At 57.6% G+C, this 19,336-nt stretch carries 18 protein-coding genes; 10 read left to right on the top strand and 8 right to left on the bottom strand.

Annotated features, from left to right (window positions below):
• Position 1 precedes the first annotated feature (1 nt).
• Positions 2-2,098, bottom strand: a complete 2,097-nt coding sequence (fusA, locus tag EKL29_RS13280) for an elongation factor G (RefSeq protein WP_120453397.1) — start codon at positions 2,096-2,098, stop codon at positions 2-4.
• A 141-nt stretch (positions 2,099-2,239) separates the two neighbouring features.
• Here fusA and EKL29_RS13285 point away from each other — a divergent pair, with 141 nt between their 5' ends.
• The 3 genes from EKL29_RS13285 to EKL29_RS13295 all read left to right on the top strand — a co-directional run bounded on the left by EKL29_RS13285 (position 2,240) and on the right by EKL29_RS13295 (position 4,086).
• Complete coding sequence (locus EKL29_RS13285) at positions 2,240-2,545, top strand: helix-turn-helix transcriptional regulator (RefSeq protein WP_120453395.1); 306 nt, start codon at positions 2,240-2,242, stop codon at positions 2,543-2,545.
• 74 nt (positions 2,546-2,619) lie between these two features.
• Entirely contained in the window at positions 2,620-3,531 is a 912-nt protein-coding gene (locus EKL29_RS13290) for a ketopantoate reductase family protein (RefSeq protein WP_126689924.1), read from the top strand.
• A gap of 198 nt (positions 3,532-3,729) precedes the next feature.
• Positions 3,730-4,086 (top strand): colicin E1 family microcin immunity protein, encoded by a 357-nt coding sequence (locus tag EKL29_RS13295; RefSeq protein WP_126689925.1) that lies wholly within the window; start codon positions 3,730-3,732, stop codon positions 4,084-4,086.
• Between the two features lie 18 nt (positions 4,087-4,104).
• Here EKL29_RS13295 and EKL29_RS13300 read toward each other — a convergent pair whose 3' ends face one another.
• Together EKL29_RS13300 and EKL29_RS13305 are read right to left on the bottom strand one after the other, a co-directional pair.
• A complete protein-coding gene (locus EKL29_RS13300) occupies positions 4,105-5,214 on the bottom strand; it encodes a colicin-like pore-forming protein (protein WP_311779021.1) in 1,110 nt (369 codons plus the stop codon).
• 365 nt (positions 5,215-5,579) lie between these two features.
• Positions 5,580-6,359: a YdcF family protein gene (locus EKL29_RS13305; protein ID WP_126689926.1), complete on the bottom strand. Its 780-nt coding sequence runs from the start codon at positions 6,357-6,359 to the stop codon at positions 5,580-5,582.
• Positions 6,360-6,452: 93 nt separating this feature from the next.
• Here EKL29_RS13305 and EKL29_RS13310 point away from each other — a divergent pair, with 93 nt between their 5' ends.
• Positions 6,453-7,514: a LacI family DNA-binding transcriptional regulator gene (locus tag EKL29_RS13310; RefSeq protein ID WP_126689927.1), complete on the top strand. Its 1,062-nt coding sequence runs from the start codon at positions 6,453-6,455 to the stop codon at positions 7,512-7,514.
• 75 nt (positions 7,515-7,589) lie between these two features.
• Here EKL29_RS13310 and tmaR read toward each other — a convergent pair whose 3' ends face one another.
• Together tmaR and EKL29_RS13320 are read right to left on the bottom strand one after the other, a co-directional pair.
• Positions 7,590-7,910, bottom strand: a complete 321-nt coding sequence (gene tmaR, locus EKL29_RS13315) for a PTS system regulator TmaR (protein WP_103796801.1) — start codon at positions 7,908-7,910, stop codon at positions 7,590-7,592.
• Positions 7,911-8,071: 161 nt separating this feature from the next.
• A complete protein-coding gene (locus tag EKL29_RS13320; RefSeq protein WP_179256390.1) occupies positions 8,072-9,130 on the bottom strand; it encodes an FUSC family protein in 1,059 nt (352 codons plus the stop codon).
• Positions 9,131-9,337: 207 nt separating this feature from the next.
• Here EKL29_RS13320 and EKL29_RS13325 point away from each other — a divergent pair, with 207 nt between their 5' ends.
• The 3 genes from EKL29_RS13325 to EKL29_RS13335 are packed head-to-tail and all read left to right on the top strand — an operon-like array spanning position 9,338 to position 13,064.
• On the top strand, positions 9,338-10,090 hold the full coding sequence (locus EKL29_RS13325; RefSeq protein WP_120453387.1) for a gluconate 2-dehydrogenase subunit 3 family protein: 753 nt from the start codon (positions 9,338-9,340) through the stop codon (positions 10,088-10,090).
• Positions 10,087-11,850, top strand: coding sequence for a GMC family oxidoreductase (locus EKL29_RS13330; RefSeq protein WP_126689928.1), 1,764 nt, complete (start codon positions 10,087-10,089; stop codon positions 11,848-11,850). Before EKL29_RS13325 ends, EKL29_RS13330 begins: the two co-directional genes overlap by 4 nt.
• Positions 11,847-13,064 (top strand): cytochrome c, encoded by a 1,218-nt coding sequence (locus EKL29_RS13335; protein ID WP_126689929.1) that lies wholly within the window; start codon positions 11,847-11,849, stop codon positions 13,062-13,064. Before EKL29_RS13330 ends, EKL29_RS13335 begins: the two co-directional genes overlap by 4 nt.
• 34 nt (positions 13,065-13,098) lie before the next feature.
• On the opposite strand, the gene dacD is transcribed toward EKL29_RS13335, so the two are convergent.
• Positions 13,099-14,262 carry a serine-type D-Ala-D-Ala carboxypeptidase DacD gene (gene dacD, locus EKL29_RS13340; RefSeq protein WP_311779026.1) on the bottom strand — a complete coding sequence of 388 codons (1,164 nt, stop codon included), beginning with the start codon at positions 14,260-14,262 and terminating at the stop codon, positions 13,099-13,101.
• A gap of 261 nt (positions 14,263-14,523) precedes the next feature.
• Between dacD and EKL29_RS13345 the strand changes: the two genes are divergently transcribed.
• From EKL29_RS13345 to sbcB, 3 genes are all read left to right on the top strand, one after another.
• Complete coding sequence (locus EKL29_RS13345; protein WP_376749675.1) at positions 14,524-14,706, top strand: type II toxin-antitoxin system HicA family toxin; 183 nt, start codon at positions 14,524-14,526, stop codon at positions 14,704-14,706.
• A gap of 63 nt (positions 14,707-14,769) precedes the next feature.
• Positions 14,770-15,174 carry a type II toxin-antitoxin system HicB family antitoxin gene (locus EKL29_RS13350; RefSeq protein ID WP_120453379.1) on the top strand — a complete coding sequence of 135 codons (405 nt, stop codon included), beginning with the start codon at positions 14,770-14,772 and terminating at the stop codon, positions 15,172-15,174.
• 136 nt (positions 15,175-15,310) lie between these two features.
• The gene (gene sbcB, locus EKL29_RS13355; RefSeq protein WP_179256388.1) at positions 15,311-16,741 is read left to right on the top strand and encodes an exodeoxyribonuclease I; all 1,431 of its coding nucleotides are present in this window, start codon (positions 15,311-15,313) and stop codon (positions 16,739-16,741) included.
• A 27-nt stretch (positions 16,742-16,768) separates the two neighbouring features.
• Here the strand turns inward: sbcB and EKL29_RS13360 are convergent, their stop codons facing one another.
• Positions 16,769-17,794: a Gfo/Idh/MocA family oxidoreductase gene (locus tag EKL29_RS13360; RefSeq protein WP_126689932.1), complete on the bottom strand. Its 1,026-nt coding sequence runs from the start codon at positions 17,792-17,794 to the stop codon at positions 16,769-16,771.
• A 99-nt stretch (positions 17,795-17,893) separates the two neighbouring features.
• A complete protein-coding gene (locus tag EKL29_RS13365; protein ID WP_126689933.1) occupies positions 17,894-19,249 on the bottom strand; it encodes a GntP family transporter in 1,356 nt (451 codons plus the stop codon).
• Positions 19,250-19,336: the final 87 nt, after the last annotated feature.

Consider the following 19,336-nt stretch of genomic DNA (forward strand, 5'->3'; position numbering starts at 1 on the left):
CTCAATGACGCGCTGCGACCACCGCGTCGGCCACCTGACGCGGCGCCTGGGCGTAGTGGGCGAACTCCATGCTGTAGGTGGCGCGGCCCTGCGTTAGCGAGCGCAGCGAAGTAGAGTAGCCAAACATCTCCGCCAGCGGCACTTCAGCGCGAATAATACGCCCGCCGAAGTGCTCATCCATGCCCTGTACATGCCCGCGGCGCGACGAGAGGTCGCCCATAATGCCGCCCGCATACTCTTCCGGCGTCTCTACCTCGACTTTCATGACCGGCTCCAGCAGCACCGGATCGGCCTGCTTCGCCGCTGCGCGAAAGCCCAGAATCGCCGCCATGCGGAATGCCATCTCCGAGGAGTCGACGTCGTGGTAGGAGCCGAAGGTGAGGATCGCCTTCACATCCACTATCGGGTAACCGGCAATCACGCCGCTGTTCAGCGCCTCGCGGATACCTTTTTCCACCGACGGGATATATTCACGCGGCACCACGCCGCCTTTGGTGGCGTCTTCAAACACAAAGCCGCCGCCCGGCTCCAGCGGCTCGAGCGTCAGCACCACATGACCATACTGCCCTTTACCGCCGGACTGACGCACAAATTTGCCCTCTACCTCGCGCGCCGCTTTGCGCAAGGTTTCACGGTAGGTTACCTGCGGACGGCCAATATTCGCTTCAACGCCAAATTCACGTTTCAGACGGTCCACGATAATCTCCAGGTGCAGCTCGCCCATACCGGAAATAATCGCCTGGCCAGACTCCTCATCGGTATGCAGCCGAAACGAGGGATCTTCCGCCGCCAGCCGCTGCAGCGCCAGGCTCATTTTCTCCTGATCGCCTTTGGTTTTCGGCTCGATTGAGAGCGAGATCACCGGCTCCGGAAACTCCATGCGCTCCAGCGTGATGATGGCATTAGGATCACACAGCGTTTCGCCGGTCGTCACCTCTTTCAGTCCGACGCAGGCGGCGATATCCCCGGCGCGGATCTCTTCAATTTCATGACGCGCGTTGGCATGCATCTGGACGATGCGTCCGATACGCTCTTTTTTGCCCTTCACCGCATTCCAGACGCTGTCGCCTTTGCGCAGCACGCCGGAATAGACGCGCACAAAAGTAAGCTGTCCGACGAAGGGATCGCTCATTAGCTTGAACGCCAGCGCGGAAAAAGGCTCATCGTCGCTCGGATGCCGCTCCGCCTCGTTGCCTTTTTCATCTGTGCCCTTGATCGCGGGAATATCCGCCGGCGACGGCATCAGCTCGACCACCGCATCCAGCATGCGCTGTACGCCTTTGTTCTTGAACGCGCTGCCGCACAGCATCGGCTGTATTTCGTTGCGTAGCGTGCGCTGGCGCAGACCGGCGATAATCTGGTCATGCTCCAGATCGCCGCTTTCCAGCCAGGCCTCCATCAGCTCGTCGCTCGCCTCGGCCGCCGCCGACACCATTTTTTCGCGCCACAGGGTCGCCTCTTCGCGCAGGCCGTCCGGGATCGGCGCATAGCTGAAGCTCATGCCCTGCGACGCGTCGTCCCAGTAGATCGCCTGCATTTTCAGCAGATCTACCACGCCGCTGAAGTGCTCTTCCGCACCGATGGGGATGACGATCGGCACCGGGTTGGCGCTGAGGCGATCTTTCATCATCTGCACCACGCGAAAGAAGTCCGCGCCCTGCCGATCCATTTTGTTGACGAACGCCAGGCGCGGTACGTGATATTTATTGGCCTGCCGCCACACGGTTTCCGACTGCGGCTGCACGCCGCCGACGGCGTCATAGACCATCACCGCGCCGTCCAGCACGCGCATCGAACGCTCGACTTCAATGGTGAAGTCAACGTGGCCGGGCGTGTCGATAATATTGATGCGATGCGGCGAGAAACTGCCGTCCATGCCGGGCCAGAAGCAGCTGACCGCCGCCGAAGTAATGGTGATGCCGCGCTCCTGCTCCTGTGCCATCCAGTCGGTCGTTGCGGCGCCATCGTGCACCTCACCCAGCTTGTGGCTCATTCCGGTATAAAACAGAATGCGCTCGGTCGTGGTGGTTTTACCGGCATCAATATGCGCGGAGATGCCGATGTTGCGGTAACGCTCAACGGGAAGTGTTCGGGGCATGATGCGTCCTTAGTCTGTTGACTCGTGGTGCGGCGCGCACGATTGCGCGTCGTCGCAGATCAGCTTACGCTCACTGTACGACTAAATACGAACAGTTTGAGCTATAATTGCACAACTCATAGAGCGTAGAACAGGAAGACCATGCTGGAAAATCATCCGCAGCCGCACGAAATTAAACTGGAAAATGTGCTGTTTGCGCTGGGCAATCCGATTCGACTGGCGGTTTTTCAGGCGCTGGCGCAGCACGGCGAACAGAGCTGCAACGCGCTGCGCGGCGAAATTGCCAAATCGACCATGACCCATCACTGGCGCGTATTGCGCGACAGCGGCGTCATCTGGCAGCGGCCCGTCGGACGGGAGAATCTGATTTCGCTGCGCCGCGACTGTCTGGACCGGCGCTTTCCCGGTCTGCTCCCCGCCCTGCTGGCGGCGATAGCGCGCAGCTGATCCACGCGGCGCTGGCAACCGCAGCCGTCAGGTTTTAAGGTAGGGAGTTCAACAGAAAAGGAAAAAAATCGATCATGCGCATTCTTATCGTGGGCGCCGGAGCCACCGGCGGATATTTTGGCGCGCGTCTGGCGCAGGCGGGGCGTGATGTTACTTTCCTGGTGCGCGAGCGGCGCTTCAGGCAGCTAAAGGAGAACGGGCTGGTGCTGAGAACGCCGCAGGGCGTTGAGAAACTTCAGCCGCAGCTGGCGCAGGCGGGATCGCTGAGCGGCACGTACGACCTGATTATCCTTACGGTGAAAAGCTTTGGCCTGGCGCAGGCGATAGAGGATATTGCCCCCGTCGTCGGCGAGCAAACGCTGATCATGCCGATCCTCAACGGGATGCGCCATATCGACAGGCTGCGTGAACGCTTCGGCGATAAAGCGATCGGCGGACTGGTGAAGATTAACGCCACGCTGGGCGAACAGGGCGAAGTGGTGCAGATGACGCCGCTGCATCAGATCTATTACGGCGCGCTCGACGGCCATAACGATGCGCGGCTACAGCGCGTCGATGAGGCGCTGCGCGCGGCCAGCGTCGATACCTTTTTTACCGACAATATTATCAGCGAACTGTGGGAGAAGTGGCTGCTGCTGAGCACGCTCGGCGCGGTCTGCTGCCTGGCACGCGGCGATACGCAGCAGGTGCTTACCGCCGATGGCGGCGAAGCGCTGCTGCGCGGTATCTTTAGCGAGGTGCTGGCGACCATTACCGCCGACGGCTACCAGCCGCGCCCGGCGGTGACAGCAAAAATCCTCGAGCTGCTGAATAACCCCGCCACGCCGATGACCTCTTCGATGTACCGCGATTTAACGCAGGGATACGATATTGAAGCGGAACAGGTGATCGGCGATCTGGTTGAGCGCGCGGCGCGCCACGGCGTCAGCGTCCCGCTGCTTAACGCGGTGAATGTGAATTTACAGGTCTATTTAAAAAGCCGTTGATACTAACAGTGCAAGGGCAGATATTTTCTGGAAAATGTCTGCCAGTGTTCTATTAAAAAAACATTTAAAGAGGCGGGGATTACCTGTTTATCAGGTAAGACTGCCATCCCAAAAGCTTGCTTTGAAATAAAATGCGTAAAGCCATACAGGTACCGCTTGAGGTGACCGAAAAATCAGGTATATTTTCAAAGAGGTATAATGTGTGATGCTTCATGGGAGGAAGCTATGTCGGCAAGATATTATTTTAAAAAACTCGTTACCGGTTTTATTTGTCTCGCAGCAGTATATCTGGAATGGGAAAAGAGCCCTCAAAGTTTGAAGATGCAATACTTGCTTTTATATTCAATTTTTTCATGCCCACTCTACCCCTACACCTTATATGCTCTAGAGAAAATAGCTTTAAAGTTTACAACAAAAGAATTTTGGCATACAGGTTTTTTTAACGATGATGTTGGTAAAAATGGCATAGTGGCAATCTACTGCGTATTTTGTTTTATATTCTCAATACCGTTGTTAATCATTCTTTTACCATTTTTTATAAAAAAGGTCAGGTAAACCCCGACCTTTATAAGCTTAAATTCCAAGCTTCTTGTTTAGTGACTCAAGAAACTCTTCGTTAATAAGCGCGCCAGCGAGCGCCATAATAATGGCAAATGATATAATACCTAGCGGAGTCCCGAAAATGCCTGAGAACACAAAGGCAACAAGAGCAGAAGCAACTCGACCGGCAGTAAGCGTCTCAATTTTGACGAACAAGGGACGCCAGTTATCTGTCTCAAAAGCTTTTATGGCTTCCTGAACGACACCAACCCTATCGAGAAACTTGCCATAATAGCCAAAAGCTTTGCTCATTTTAGATAACTGTGAAGCCATATGCGCTTGATCGAGAGAGCGCAGCGCATTAGCCACGGCAACGCGATCTGCGGCATTAAGCTTATATCCAAGAGAGGCTCGGTATTTATCATATGCAGCTATTGCTTGATCAACATTGCGAATGGTTTTTCCTTTAGCCTGCTCAGCTAATTCTTGAGCTAATGCGGCAGCTTTCTGACCAAATTTCTCAGTCAACTCTTTATAGAAAGCGGCAGTTAATTTTATACCTTCCTGTAGGTCGGCAGCTTCTTGTTCCTTTTGCTTACGCGAATAGTTAATAGCTGCTAGTTCTCTCTGCGCCTTTAAGGTTTCTTGCTTAGCCTTGTAAATTCTGTTGCCACTTTGCCCGCTATGAACCAGAGAATATTTATCACGAATAGTTTTCTTGAGTTGTGCAATATGCGTCTCAGACTGATCGCCCGTATAGCCCGGCCCAGGCCCTTGCAAAGGCGCATCTTTTTTCATGCCGCCAGTATTGCCTTGCGCAGATAACAGACCAAGATCTTGCCCATCAGCATCATCTATACCAACAGGGAATTCTCCTACTATATTGCCATAATCATCAACGATATAGCCTATATATAATCCTGGCTGCATACCATTGGCTTTCGCAGCTGCATCTCCTATTGTTTTAGAAATAGTTGAATATGATTGTAATTGAGGGCTACTGCCTGTATTTTTGGCGCTATCCGTTCCACCGCTGTCTCGATTACCGGCATTGCCCGTACTGCCGCCCCCCGGAGCAGGGCTACCGCGCTCGCTACTCCAGCCCGTACCATCTCCCTGACCACCATAATTAAAGCCAGCCATTTTCACTCCTCCTTGCTTTTATGAAAATGAAGATTTTCTATATTTTAAGATACAGATACGCCAGCGATAACCAGCTCAAAGACGCCAGCATTTCTATAAAAAATCTCATTACTTACACCATGCTAAATTATTAATAAATCAGCCATCAATAGTAGAAAATCCATTTATTTAAGGAGAATCAAAAAGTGATATTAAAATCATTTATAACAACAATGCTTAATAAAGAAAGCATTTAGCACAGCGAGATATAATGCTCCTTTATATTATGAATAAAACATAAAAAGCATTAGCTATTTCAGAAGATAATCTAATGCTTAACATGGTGGTAAAAAATGAATTTACAGGCCTGTCTGAAAAGCCGTTAATCAACGCTTCGCCGTCAGCCGCGCCTGCACAGCGGGCAGCTGTACCAGGCGATGCCAGGCATTATCCACCGCGTCGGGCATCGCCACTTCGCCGAAGAATCCGGCACCGCGCGGGCCGTAGCCTTTTTCATCGTTGCGCAGGCGCTGCACCTCGCCCATCAGCAGTTGCACAAAGCGCTCCATCGACCATAAACCCTGCGGCGGCGCGCCGGTGATGCGCGCCATGCCAGAATCGAGCGTCACTACCGGCGTAAATACTGGCCAGTTGATAAAGAGCGGCGCGTTGTCGCGCTCGCGCCACTGCCAGCGAAAAGTGGCGTCAGCGCGGCGCTGCAGCAGCGGATCCTGAATCAGCACCACGCGCTGCGGCCGCAGTTGCCGCGCGTCAAGCAGGCGCTGGCTAAAGGCGGCATTCTCGCCGGAGTTGCGCGATTCGCCCTCCAGCAGCAGCTTATCCTCGTCGATACCGCCGAACTGGCGGGCAATCTCCGCCAGCATCTGTGCCTCGCTTTTGCCGCGCGTCTCGATATCGCGATAGAAAGGATGCAGCGCCATCGCCTGCGCCAGCGCGCCGGTGGCGTGGCCGATGCCGCCGCTGAGCAGCAGAGGAAGCCCAAACCTCTTTGCCAGCGCTATGGCGCCTTCGATATTCGGCAGCACCGCGTGCCCGGCCAGTATCGCCATATCGGCTTCAATGTCGCCTTCGACAGGCATATCGTCCAGCGCCAGCCATGCGGCGATAAGATTGAGATCCTGAATAGCCTGATGACTGAGTTGCATCTCTCCTCCAGTTCGGGTTGTTCGCAGACGCGACGGAACGCCTGCGCATGAAAATTTTGCTACACTGGCCGCCTCTGTCCTGTGGAGAAATCAATGACTTCCCGCCCTATCACTCTTGATGACGTCGCTCGCCTTGCTGGCGTCTCCTACCAGACCGTCTCCCGCGTGCTGAACCATTCGCCGCAGGTGTCGCCGCGCACCCGGGCGAAAGTGGAAGCGGCCATGCAGCAGCTCAACTATGTGCCAAACCGCGTGGCGCAGCAACTGGCGGGCAAGGCGACGCGTACGCTTGGTCTCGCCACCAGCGATCTGGCGCTAATGGCACCGGCGCAGATCGCCTCAGCGATACAGCAGCGCGCCAGCCGCGCCGGTTATCATCTGGTGATCGCCATGCGCAGTCATAACAGCGCCGCCGAGACCGTCAATGAACTGCTGGCGCAGCGCGTGGATGCGCTGATGATCAATCTGCCGCTGGTTGCCGCAGAGGCGGAGCAGATTCAGACCCTGTGCGGCGATAAGCCGGTTATTTTTATGGATGTCGAACCGCAGGCGAAGGTGCCGCAGTGTCAATACTCTAACGCGCGCGGCGCGCGGGCTGCCGTTGAGCACCTGGTTGCGCTGGGACATCACCAGATTGGCCTGCTGAACGGTCCACAGCAGGCAATCTCAGCGCAAATCCGGGAAGCGGCATGGCGCGAGGCGCTGGCGGCGCACCAGCTGACGCCCTTTTGCATCTTGCAGGGCGACTGGAGCGCACAGTCCGGCTATCAGGCCATGCTGCAGCAGCTGCCGGATCGCCTGCCGCAGGCGCTGCTGGTGGCGAACGATCAGATGGCGCTTGGCGCGATGCGCGCGCTGCACCAGCACGGCGTCGCCATCCCAGAGCAGATCTCCGTCATCGGCTATGACGATACCGCCGAAAGCGCCTGGTATCAGCCGCCTCTGACCACGGTGCGTCAGGATCTGCAGGCGCTGGGCGAAGCAAGCGTCGAGACGCTGCTGGCGCAGATGCAGGATGAAGCGCCACCGCAAAGGGCGCTGGAGCCGTCGCTGGTGCTGCGCGAAACCACCGCCGCGCCGCGTGGCGCATCACCCGACCTCGCTGCGCTGGCGCAACAGCTGCAGCGGATAGCGCGTCAGTTGCAAAACCGCTAATCCAGCGGCAAGGCGCGGGCTTCAGGCGAAAAAAAACCCACGCAGACGCGTGGGTTTCAACGGTAATGCATGAACTTACTGCGCTTTCGGCTCGCCCATCGCTTTCAGTTTTTTCGACAGGTCGCGACGCTCTTTCGACAGATCGGCGTTTTTGATGATGTATTCATCGACGCGGTCTTCATAGTCGGAACGCATTGACGCGATGATTTCCTGAATCGCTTCAATGCTCATGCCCGGCTTAATATACTCGCTCAGGTTGTCCAGCAGCAGAACGCGCTTCTGGTTATCACGAATTTTCTTTTCATTATCCGTGATTTCACGCTGCAGTTTGTTTTTACGACGGAACATACGCACAAACTCCAGTACGTCCTGAAATGATTGCTTGGCATTTTCCATGGTGGCACCTTTTTTTGGGCCTGCTTACGCAGGGGGTAGAGTCATAACCTTCAGCTTAGCGGTTCGCCAGCCGGGGCGACAATTGTCGCCGCTAAAATCGGACTGGCGCTTATCTTAGCGCAAAGAATGCGCCTTTCGCATTAAGTCATTGTCCAAGGTGATTATTTGCGCAGCGCCAGACGGATGAGATCGGTCATGCGCTCCAGCTGTTTCGCCAGCTCCAGGCTCAGCCAGACATAGCCATAGATCGGCGTCTCTTCCAGCCGTTCGCTGCCCGCATCGGCAATGAGCTGCTTCAGCTCGCGGGTAATCTCCGTCAGCTCGTGGCTGTTGGCCACCACCTCGTCTGTCTCGCCGCGCAGCGCCAGCACCGACAGCGCGCGCAGCGTCTTTTCAGTCATCTGTTGGGTGCGCCGCAGCGTCGCCGCGTTAAGCAAAATCAGATGCGTTTCGCGCGAGGCCCACCAGGCTTCGATCTGCATCTCGACGGTATTCACCATATTGCGGTTAATGGTCTGAATCGCCTCAAACACCGATTTCGGTATACGCGTCTCTTTACTGGCAGGCACCAGCAGCGCGCGCATTTTCACCACGCTGGTCAGCAGCTTGCCCAGCGGCTTTTTGAGACGCGGCTTCTCAATCAGGTTCGGCGAAAAACCGGCGTGATAAATTTTTGCGATCTCTGCCAGCGAGTCCGACAGCTGGATGCGCCAGTGGGTATAGGCGCGCTGCGCCCAGATGGCGCTGAACAGCAGCGCCAGCAGCGAGCCGAGGATGACGTCGCCGCCGCGCCACAGCGCGACGGTAAAATCGCCCGCTGGCGCGCCCACCACCACGCTGAGCGTAATGCCAATCAGCAGCGCCATATAGGGATGTTTCCCTAACGTCAGGTAGCCGCACACCATCATCACGATACCGCACCACGCGAGCATGACCGGCAACGACATCAGCTCCAGCTTGAGCGCGATCAGGCCTGAAATCGACCCGGCGAAGGTGCCGCAGATGCGCTGAATGGCGCGCGGAAAAACGTTGCCCCAGGTTGAGATCGGCCCCATCACCACCACCAGCGTAATCAGCGGCCAGGTGCCTTCCGGAATACCAGTGAGCCGCACCAGCAAAAAGGTGAGTAAAAAGGCGATAGCAATGCGTACGCCATGCACGCTGCGGTAGTGGCGGTAGAGCCAGAACTCGATATTCGATATGGGCTTATCTGGGCGCAAGATGGCTTTCCGGGTGAGGATCATAAAGTGCGTTATTTTATCCCATGACGTTGCTAAGGCTTACTGCCGCTTCTACATTTCAATACAGTTTTGACGCCTTCTTACAATTCTCAACACAGCCTTTACAAGCACACAAAACCATAAAAACAACCGTATAACCACTTATTCCATTTTCGTTTATTTGATAACACGACTAAAGGAAGCGATATGAAGAAAAGAGCCAAAACTCTGCCAGGGGTCACGCGACGGCAGGTGTTGACCTGGTCGACGTTAGGCGTAGCCGCCACCGTCACGCGGGCGGCCGATGCCGTCTCTCTGAAAGGTTCGCCGGGCTGGACGCCCTTCTCCGATAATCCCCCTGAAACCTTCGATCAGCCCGGCTGGCTCTTTTTCACGCAGGAAGAGGCCGAAACGGTTGAAGCTATCGTTGATCGCCTGATCCCCGCCGACGAACTGAGCGTGGGCGGTAAAGAGGCAGGATGCGCACAGTTTATCGATCGTCAGCTGCATGGTTTTTACGGCACCTTTGAACGCCTTTATATGGAAGGTCCGTTCCAGAAAGGCACTACCGAGCAGGGCGATCAGTCCGCGCTGGTGCCGCAACAGCGCTATCGCCAGGGCCTCGCCGCGCTTAACCGCTACGTCCAGCAGACCTCTAAAAAAAGCTTTAAAGAGCTGACGCCGCAGCAGCAGGACGCGCTGCTGGAAGCGATGGAAGCGGGCAAAGTGCACTTTGAAGGTTTTGAGGCGCAGTCGCTGTTTCTTGAGGTGCTGAATAACACCATGGAGGGCTTTTTCGCCGATCCTATCTATGGCGGCAACCGCGATATGGCCTCGTGGAAAATGCTGGGTTTCCCTGGCGCGCGCTACGACTATCGCCCCTACATCGAACGTCATAACGAAGATCTGCATCTCGAGCCCATCAGCATCGGCCAGTGGAAAGCCAAGGATAAGCCATGAAAAAATTACCCAAAACGGATGTCGTGGTGATCGGCCTCGGCTGGGCAGGATCGATTATTGCCAATGAGCTGGCCGATGAGGGGCTGGAGGTCATTGGCATCGAGCGCGGCCCGTGGCGCGATACCGCGCGCGATTTTAATATTGGCACGGTTACCGATGAGCTGCGCTATGTCATGCGCGAAGAGCTGATGCTGCGCACGCGACAGAACACCTGCACCATGCGCAATAATCCTTCCCAGACCGCGCTGCCGATGCGCACCTGGGGATCGTTTCACCCCGGTAACGGCACCGGCGGCGCGGGCAACCACTGGGCGGGGATTACCTTTCGCTTCCAGCCGCATGAATTTCACCTGAAAAGCTATCTCACCGAGCGTTACGGCGCTGACGCGATGCCCGGCGAGCTGGCTTTACAGGACTGGGGCACTACCTGGGAAGAGATGGAACCGCACTATATGCAGTTCGAGCGCGTCGCGGGCACCTCCGGCTATGCGGGCAACCTCAACGGCGAGAAGCGCGAAGGCGGCAACCCGTTTGAAGGCCCGCGCAGCGGCGAATATCCGACGCCGCCGCTGCGTCAGCCTTACAGCCCGACGCTGTTCGCCCAGGCGGCAAAAAATATGGGCTATAAGCCCTTCCCCGTTCCCTCTTCTCTGGTCTCCGAGGCCTATACCAATCCCTACGGCGTTACTATGGGGCCCTGTACTTTCTGCGGCTTCTGCACTAACTACGGCTGCGCCAACTACTCTAAAGCCAGCGCCATCACCACCGTGCTGCCCGCGCTGATGCGCAAAGAGAATTTCACGGCCTATACCAACTGCGAAGTGCTGGAAGTTCTGACCGACTCCAGCGGTAAAAAAGCCACCGGCGTAACCTATATCGACTCCTCCGGCGATACGTGGGAGCAGCCTGCCGATCTGGTGATCGTCGCCGCCTTTACCTTTGAGAACGTTCGGCTGATGCTGCTTTCAAAAATCGGCGAAGCCTACGATCCGGTCACTAACAAGGGCACTACCGGCCGTAACTACGCCTACCAGACCGCCAACAACGTGACGCTGTTTTTTGATGACAAGAACTTTAACCCCTTTATCGGCGCGGGCGCGGTCGGTATGGGCATCGATGAGTTCAACAACGATAACTTCGACCACAGCGGGCTGGGCTTTTTCGGCGGTGGCAGCATCCGCGTCACGCCGATCGGCTCCGCGCCTATCGGTTATCGTCCGCTGCCGCCCGGCACGCCGAAGTGGGGATCGAAATGGAAGCGCGCGCTGAAAGATAACTACCTCAGCACCATGTCTATCGGCTGCGAGGCGAGCAGCTACACCACGCGCACTAATTACCTTTCGCTCGATCCTAACTACAAAGATCCGCACGGCCGTCCGCTGCTGCGCATTACCTTCGACTTTTCGCAGAACGATTTGAAAATGGCGCAATACTGCACCGGCAAGGTGGCAGAAATTGCCAAAACGATGAACCCGCGCGAGATGATCGTCAAACCGATGACCGGCCACTGGAGCAGCGTGCCCTATCAGTCCTCTCACGTTGTCGGCGGCTTTATTATGGGCGCCGATCCCAGCACCAGCTCGGTCAACAAGCATCTGCAGGTCTGGAACGTGCCGAACCTGTTTGTGGTGGGCGCCTCCGCCTTTCCGCAAAATCCCGGCTATAACCCGACTGGCACCGTGGGCGCGCTGGCGTTCAAGGCGGCGCATGCTATCCGCACCTGGTATCTGAAACGTCCGGGGGAGATGATTACCGCATGAAAACGCTGAATGCACTCTCCGCCGCCGCGCTGCTGCTTGCCGCCAGCTTCAGCAGCCAGGCGCAGCCGGAATATGACCAGTATGCGCGCGGCAGCTATATCGCCACGCTTGGCGACTGTACCGCCTGCCATACCACCGATGCGAAACAGCCCTATGCGGGCGGCGTCAAAATCAATACGCCTTTCGGCGTGCTGGCTGGCGCGAATATCACGCCGGATCGCGAGACCGGCATCGGCGCCTGGAGCTATGACGATTTCCGCCGCGCCATGACGGAAGGGATCGGCCACGGCGGCAAGCGGCTCTATGGCGCAATGCCCTTTACCGCCTATACCAAAATGTCCGAGCAGGACCTGCAGGACCTCTGGGCATGGATCCAGACGTTGCAACCGATCCATCACGAAGTAGAGACCAATCAGCTCCCCTTCCCGTTCAATATCCGCACCAGCCTTATTGCCTGGAACTGGCTTAACTTTGATAAAGGGACTTTTGAGCCCGATCCGAAGAAGTCGGCGGAGTGGAATCGCGGCGCCTATCTGGTTCAGGGCCTCGGCCACTGCGGCACCTGTCACACCTCGAAAAACTTTCTTGGCGGCGACAAGAGCGATCGCTTTATCAGCGGCGGCGCGGTGGAGGGCTGGTATGCGCCTAACCTTGGCGCGGATGCGCATACCGGACTGGGCAAATGGACGCAGGAGGATATCGTCAGCTATCTGCGCACCGGCGTGAACCGCTACGCCATCGCCTCTGGACCGATGGCCGACGCAGTACGTCACTCTACCCAGTACTGGCGCGACGAGGATCTGCGCGCGGTAGCGACTTTCCTGAAAGAGGGTAAAACCCACGATGAGAAGGTGCCGCAGCCGCTGGCCGCCAGCGACGATCGTATGAAGCTCGGCGCGCAGATTTATGAGGCGAAGTGCTCAGCCTGTCACAGCCCAGGCGGACGCGGTGAAAGGAATATTTTCCCGCAGCTTGCCGCCAACCCGCTGATCAACCAGCCGGACGCCACCTCGCTGATCCGTGTGGTGAGCGCAGGCAGCCGCGGCGTGGATACCGACGCGCGGCCGACCGCACCTGCCATGCCGGCCTTTGCAGGCGTACTGGATGACGAGCAGATCGCCGCCGTACTGACTTATGTGCGCAACAGCTGGGGCAACGCCGCCGCGCCGGTGTCGGCCAGCGACGTCAAGGATGTGAAGGACGATCTGAAGTAAGCGCAGCAGGCGGCACGGAGGCCGCCTGCTGTTATCAGAACTTCTGCTTCAGGTAATCCTGAACACGCGTGATAAGCCCCGCCTCGTCTACCGCAGAGAGCGTTACCAGGGGATAGCTTGCCAGCTGTTTGTCTTTATCCATCACCTGAATCTCGCCAATGGTTTCGTTAGCCTTCAGCGGCGCGTCCAGATCCTTACGATTAATCACATACTTGGCCTTCACGTTCTGGATCTCGCTGCGCGGAAGCGACAGGAAGACATCATTCGCGGTGCCGACGGCGACGCTGTGCGGATTGCCGTACCAGACGTTTTCCGTCCCGATTTTCTTACCCGCATGGAACAGCTGCACGGTATCAAAGGTATTCTGGCCCCAGACCAGCAGCTTGCGCGCCTGCTCTTCACGCCCTTTCGCGCTTTTCCCGCCCATCACCACCGCGATCAGACGATGCTGACCGACGACGTTTGAGGCGATGATATTAAAGCCCGCCGTTTCGGTATGGCCGGTTTTCAGGCCGTCGACATGCAGATTGTTGTCCCACAGCAGGCCGTTGCGGTTGTTCTGAGTGATGCCGTTCCAGCTGAGGGTTTTCTCGCTGTACATGGCGTAGAAATCGGGTTCGCCGCTGATAATGGCGCGCGACAGCTTCGCCATATCCAGCGCAGAGGAGAACTGGCCCGGCGCATCCAGGCCGTGCACGGTTTCAAAGTGGGTGTTAGTCAGTCCCAGCTTCTGCACGTACTGGTTCATCATATTGACGAAGTTCTGCTGGCTGCCCGCCACGTAATCGGCCAGCGCCACGCAGGCGTCGTTGCCGGAGTCGATAATCACGCCGCGGCTCAAATCGCGCACCGTTATTTTGTCGCCGGGCTTAATAAACATCAGCGAAGAGCCTTTAAACACCGGATTACCTGCTGCCCAGGCGTCTTTGCCGACGGTCACAACGTCGTCGCGGGTGATTTTTTTCGCGTCGATGGCGCGGTCAACAACGTAGCCGGTCATCAGCTTGGTCAGGCTGGCGGGGTTGCGGCGCTCATCAGGGTTGCCTGCAGTCAGCACCTGCCCGGTGGTGGCGTCCATCAGTACCCAGGAGGCAGCATCAATCGACGGGGGCGTCAGGGGAAACGGCATATCGTCGGCGTGCGCCAGCGAAGCCAAAAGGAGAGTTCCAGTTACAGTGATCAACAGACGCCTTTTCAACACTTCATCCTCAAGGTTACAGGGAAAACAGCGGCTCGTTTTACGGCAAAAGGCATAAACAGGTTTGAATAAATTGAAAAAAAGTGTGATCGGCGGCGGGCTGCGCCGCAGAAGCAGCGTTCTGCGCTTTCTTCAGAAGGTCATGCCGTCCATGCTTGCTGCCGTTCTGTTCTGTATTTCAGCGCTGATTTCATCCCAATATGGGCGATGATTGTTTTGTGGTTATAGTGGGTATAAAATTGAGCCACATGGCACAGGGAGGTGCTCTTGAGCAGTAAAGAGGTCATGAAGCTCCTCAGGGAGCATGGCTGGGTGCTTGTCCGCATCAGGGGAAGCCATCATCTATTTGTTAAGCCTGGTAAAAATTATCATATAACGCTTCCTCATCCGGAAAAGGACCTGGCTGCCGGTACGTTAAGAAAAATCATGAAGCTGATTAACTGACCTGGACAGGCTCCCGGCTTTTACAACGTGCGATTTGTTGAAGCGATGAAGAAGGACACGGTAATGAGATTTCCGGTTTACTTGCACCAGACCGACTCTGGTAGCTATTCAGGTTTTGTACCTGATATTGAAGGCTGTTTTTTTGCGGGCGAGACGGTAGATGACGCTATTCTTGATGCAGGCGCAGCGATAGATATTCATCTGGAAGCCCTGGCGGAGAGCGGCATGCCCGTGCCTCACACCAAAGGCATGGCATTTTACTTAGAGAGTGACGAGTGCCAGGGCGGCATATGGGCCGTTATCGATATTGATATCAGCAAGTATGAGGGTAAGGCGGTAAAGCTGAATATTACCCTGCCGCAAAGTCTTTTGACGCGCATCGACCGTTTCGTTGAATCACACCAGGAATTTAGCTCCAGAAGCGGTTTTTTAGCCGAGCTGGCGCGTCGCGAACTGGCAAAAAGATAACTTATCGCTGCGCGATGCTCGGGCATTAATCATGCCCTGAGCTGGCAGACCGCGCAGCTACACGCAACCTGCTCTGGCGTGGTTGTGACTGGCGACGCAAGCGACTATGCTGTGCGTTGTTTTCCCAGTACAGGATATGCTCGTGCCCGCCTCTGAACGCACTTTCTTGTTTCACGATTATGAAACCTTCGGTAAAAGCCCGTCGCTGGACCGTCCGGCGCAGTTCGCCGCGCTGCGCACCGACAGCGACTTTAACCCGGTTGGCGAGCCGCAGATTTTCTATTGCCGTCCCGCCGACGATTATCTGCCGCAGCCGGAAGCGGTGATGATTACCGGCATCACGCCGCAGGTAGCGCGTGCGCGCGGCGTATCGGAGGCGGAATTCGCCGCCCGTATCTATGCCCTTTTTACCGAAGAGCAAACCTGCGTGGTGGGCTACAACAATGTGCGCTTTGATGATGAAGTGACGCGCAATATCTTCTACCGCAATTTCTACGATCCCTACGGCTGGAGCTGGCAGAACGGCAACTCGCGCTGGGATCTGCTGGACGTGATGCGCGCCTGCTATGCGCTGCGTCCAGACGGTATCGTCTGGCCGGAAAACGAGGATGGCTTCCCCAGCTTTAAACTTGAGCACCTCACCAAAGCCAACGGCGTGGCGCATGAGAATGCGCACGACGCCATGTCCGATGTTTATGCCACGCTGGCGATGGCGAAGCTGGTGAAGGAGAAACAGCCTAAGCTGTTCGATTTCCTGTTTACGCATCGCAACAAAAATAAGCTAATGACGCTTATCGACATCCCGCAAATGAAGCCGCTGGTGCACGTTTCGGGCATGTTTGGCGCGGCGCGCGGCAACACCAGCTGGATCGTGCCGCTGGCGTGGCATCCCGACAACCGCAATGCGCTGATTGTCGCCGATCTGGCGGGCGATATGTCGCCGCTGCTGGAGATGGATGCGGATGCGCTGCGCGAGCGGCTCTATACCCGTAAAAGCGAGCTGGACGACAGCGAGTCTCCGGTGCCGATCAAGCTGGTGCATATCAATAAATGCCCGGTGCTGGCCCCGGCCAATACGCTGCGCCCGGAAGATGCGGCGCGGCTCGGCATCGACCGCGACGCGTGCCTCGCTAATCTGGCGCTGCTGCGCCAGCATGCAGAGGTGCGGGAAAAGGTCGTCGCGCTGTTCGCTGAAGCAGAGCCGTTTACCCCGTCAGACGACGTGGACGCTCAGCTATACGACGGCTTCTTCAGCGACGCTGACCGCGCGGGCATGACTATCCTGCGCCAGACTGCGCCCGCTAACCTGCCGGCAATGGACCTTAGCTTCCAGGATGCGCGCGTGGCGAAGCTGCTGTTCCGCTACCGCGCCCGCAACTTCCCCGGCACGCTGGACGACGCCGAGCAGCAGCGCTGGCTGCAGCACCGTCGCGAGGCGCTGAACGCCGATCGAGTGCAGGCGTTCCTGCTGGAGCTGGAGTCGCTGGCGAGCCTGCACGAAGAGGACGCAGAAAAAATGGCGCAGCTTAAGGCGCTTTACCACTATGCGCAGGAGCTGGTTTCCTGACGCCTTCAGGGCAGGCGCGCCCTGCCCTTAGCTCAGCGTGACCAGCTCGCCGCGCTCGGCGCTGAGCATCGCAGCGTCAAGCACTTCCAGTGTGCGTATCGCCTGTTCAGTCGTGACCGGCGGCGGCGAGCCGGTTCGGAAGGCCTCGGCGAACGCCTCGTAGTAGGCGTGATACCGTCCCTGCTCTGACTCCACACGCGTTTCGCCCTCGGCCGTTCGCAGCACGCCCCAGCGATCCGGCTGCTCGTAGCCCCACTCGCTGAGATTGTCCGCCGGACGCTTACCCGCGAAAATAGCCTGCGCCTGCACGTCGGTGCCGAGCGAAACAAAACTCCCTTCCTCGCCATAAAGACGCCACTCACGCGCGTTGAGGTAGCAGGTTTTGGTTGAGGAGAGATGGGAGTGAACGCCGCTCTCATGGATCAGGGTAATAACGAAGCTGGCGACCGTTGGCCCTTCCGGGCGCGCGATCTTGTCCGTCTGGGCGAAGACCGCTTTTACTGGCCCGAGCAGCCACACCGCCTGATCGACCAGATGGCTGCCGATATCACGCAGCAGGCCGCCCTGCTCGCCCGCTTCCAGCGTGTCCGGATCGTTATAATCCATGCGGCTGTGGACGCGCCAGAGCCGCCCCAGACGCTGCTGCTCCAGCAGCTTTTTCACCGTCAGAATATCGGCGTCAAAACGGCGATTATGATAGACCGACAGCAGCACCCCTTTTTTCTCCGCCGCGGCGGCCAGCTCACGCCCGGTTTCGGCATCCGGCGCAAAGGGCTTGTCGGCAATAACCGCAACGCCTGCGGCGATCGCCTCCAGCACCAGTTCCCGTCGGGTATGGGGCGGCGTCGTAATGGTGACGGCATCGACCCCCGCCTCAAGCAGCGATTTGAGATCGTCATAAACGGGGATATCGGGGAAATCGCGCTTTACTTTAGCGACGGTCGCCGGCGCGCGGGCGACGATCCCCGCCAGTTCAACGCCGCGCGCGGCGCAGATAAAGGGCGCGTGAAAATGCTGCCCACCGGTGCCATAACCTACCAGTCCAATTTTCATCAGGTCACTCCTCCCTTTTGTTAAAGGATTAAGAGTAAGCAACGCGTGGCCGGTTCGCCAGCGCGCGGCGTCTGTCAGGCCCGCACGGGGCGCTGAGCGCTACACCAGCGCCCAGACCAGCCAGGTCAGCGCAAAGCCGGTCAGGCCCATCAGCGTCGTCAGCACCGTCCATGTTTTCAGGCCGTCGCCCACCGACAGTCCCAGATAGCGCGTCACGACCCAGAAGCCCGCGTCGTTAACGTGCGACAACCCCAGACCGCCGAAACAGGCCGCCAGCGTCACCAGCACGCGCGCCATATCGCTGGTCCCGCTGACCGCGGAGGTAAGCAGGCCGCTGGTGGTCAGGATCGCCACCGTGGCCGATCCCTGCGAGGCGCGCAGCGCCAGCGACAGAATAAACGCGGCGGGCACCAGCGGCAGATGCAGCGTCTCCAGCGTCGTCGCCAGCGCCTTGCCGACGCCCGACTCCACCAGCACTTTACCGAAGGCGCCGCCCGCACCCGCCACCAGGATCACGCTCGCCGATCCCGGAATAGCGCGGCCGGTCAAATCCTCCAGCTTCTCTCTGCTCCAGCCGCGGCGGACGCCCAGCAGCCAGGCTGCCAGCGCCAGGGCGATCAGCAGCGCGATGGGCGGCGTGCCGATAACCGTCATCACTTTGCCCGGCAGGCTGTCGGCCGCCAGCAGCGAGTGGGAAAGCGTGCCCACGACGATCAGCAGGATCGGCACCACAATCAAACCCGCGATAGTGAGCGCGCCCGGCGGCGCGGGCTCATTCTTTTTCTCCGCGCCTTCCGGCTTCGCCATTTGCAGCTGCTCCAGCACTTCAACCGACAGATGGTAGTGGCGGCGATTCATCAGCTTCGCCACATAGTAACCGACGATGCCGACCGGCACTGAAATCGCCAGGCCGATCATCATCAGCCAGCCCATATCGCTGTGCAAAATGCCCGCAGCGGCCGCTGGCCCCGGATGCGTCGGCAGGGCCACATGTACGGTCAGCATCACCCCCGCCATCGGCAGACCAAACTTCAGCGGCGAGACGCGCGCTACTTTGGTAAAGCCGTAGATCAACGGGATAACGATAATAAAGCCGACCTCAAAAAAGACCGGAATGCCGAGGATAAACGCCGCCATGGTCAGCGCGGCGACGGTGCGCTTAATGCCGAGGCTTTTGCTGAAGCGCTGCGCCAGCGACTCCGCGCCGCCAGAGGCTTCGATCACCGCGCCGAGCATCGCCCCCAGCACAATAATAATGGCGATATGGCCGAGCAGGCCGCCCATGCCACTCATAATGGTATCCATGATCTTCTCAGCGGGAATGCCTGTTGCGACGGCAACCAGCAGGCTGACGATCAGCAACGCAACAAAAGGATGGACTCTGGCTTTAATGACCAGCAGCAGCAGTATGACGATGCTGGCGGTCGCAATGGCTAACAGCAGTGCGGTGGACATGGTAATCCTCAGATATCGTTATTTTTTTATGAATAAGGCGTACAGTGCTGCCTGGAACAGGCGCAGGATGACAAACGGATGAAAGCA

The sequence above is a fragment of the Pantoea sp. YU22 genome, assembly GCF_003970755.1.
Taxonomy (GTDB): Bacteria; Pseudomonadota; Gammaproteobacteria; order Enterobacterales; family Enterobacteriaceae; genus Pantoea; species Pantoea piersonii.

What these genes read in the sequence shown, in the direction of transcription:
- fusA (WP_120453397.1), bottom strand. Translation starts at nt 2,098, where the DNA reads ATGCCCCGAACACTTCCCGTTGAGCGTTACCGCAACATCGGCATCTCC.
- EKL29_RS13285 (WP_120453395.1), top strand. Translation starts at nt 2,240, where the DNA reads ATGCTGGAAAATCATCCGCAGCCGCACGAAATTAAACTGGAAAATGTG.
- EKL29_RS13290 (WP_126689924.1), top strand. Translation starts at nt 2,620, where the DNA reads ATGCGCATTCTTATCGTGGGCGCCGGAGCCACCGGCGGATATTTTGGC.
- EKL29_RS13295 (WP_126689925.1), top strand. Translation starts at nt 3,730, where the DNA reads ATGTGTGATGCTTCATGGGAGGAAGCTATGTCGGCAAGATATTATTTT.
- EKL29_RS13300 (WP_311779021.1), bottom strand. Translation starts at nt 5,214, where the DNA reads ATGGCTGGCTTTAATTATGGTGGTCAGGGAGATGGTACGGGCTGGAGT.
- EKL29_RS13305 (WP_126689926.1), bottom strand. Translation starts at nt 6,359, where the DNA reads ATGCAACTCAGTCATCAGGCTATTCAGGATCTCAATCTTATCGCCGCA.
- EKL29_RS13310 (WP_126689927.1), top strand. Translation starts at nt 6,453, where the DNA reads ATGACTTCCCGCCCTATCACTCTTGATGACGTCGCTCGCCTTGCTGGC.
- tmaR (WP_103796801.1), bottom strand. Translation starts at nt 7,910, where the DNA reads ATGGAAAATGCCAAGCAATCATTTCAGGACGTACTGGAGTTTGTGCGT.
- EKL29_RS13325 (WP_120453387.1), top strand. Translation starts at nt 9,338, where the DNA reads ATGAAGAAAAGAGCCAAAACTCTGCCAGGGGTCACGCGACGGCAGGTG.
- EKL29_RS13330 (WP_126689928.1), top strand. Translation starts at nt 10,087, where the DNA reads ATGAAAAAATTACCCAAAACGGATGTCGTGGTGATCGGCCTCGGCTGG.
- EKL29_RS13335 (WP_126689929.1), top strand. Translation starts at nt 11,847, where the DNA reads ATGAAAACGCTGAATGCACTCTCCGCCGCCGCGCTGCTGCTTGCCGCC.
- EKL29_RS13350 (WP_120453379.1), top strand. Translation starts at nt 14,770, where the DNA reads ATGAGATTTCCGGTTTACTTGCACCAGACCGACTCTGGTAGCTATTCA.
- sbcB (WP_179256388.1), top strand. Translation starts at nt 15,311, where the DNA reads ATGCTCGTGCCCGCCTCTGAACGCACTTTCTTGTTTCACGATTATGAA.
- EKL29_RS13360 (WP_126689932.1), bottom strand. Translation starts at nt 17,794, where the DNA reads ATGAAAATTGGACTGGTAGGTTATGGCACCGGTGGGCAGCATTTTCAC.
- EKL29_RS13365 (WP_126689933.1), bottom strand. Translation starts at nt 19,249, where the DNA reads ATGTCCACCGCACTGCTGTTAGCCATTGCGACCGCCAGCATCGTCATA.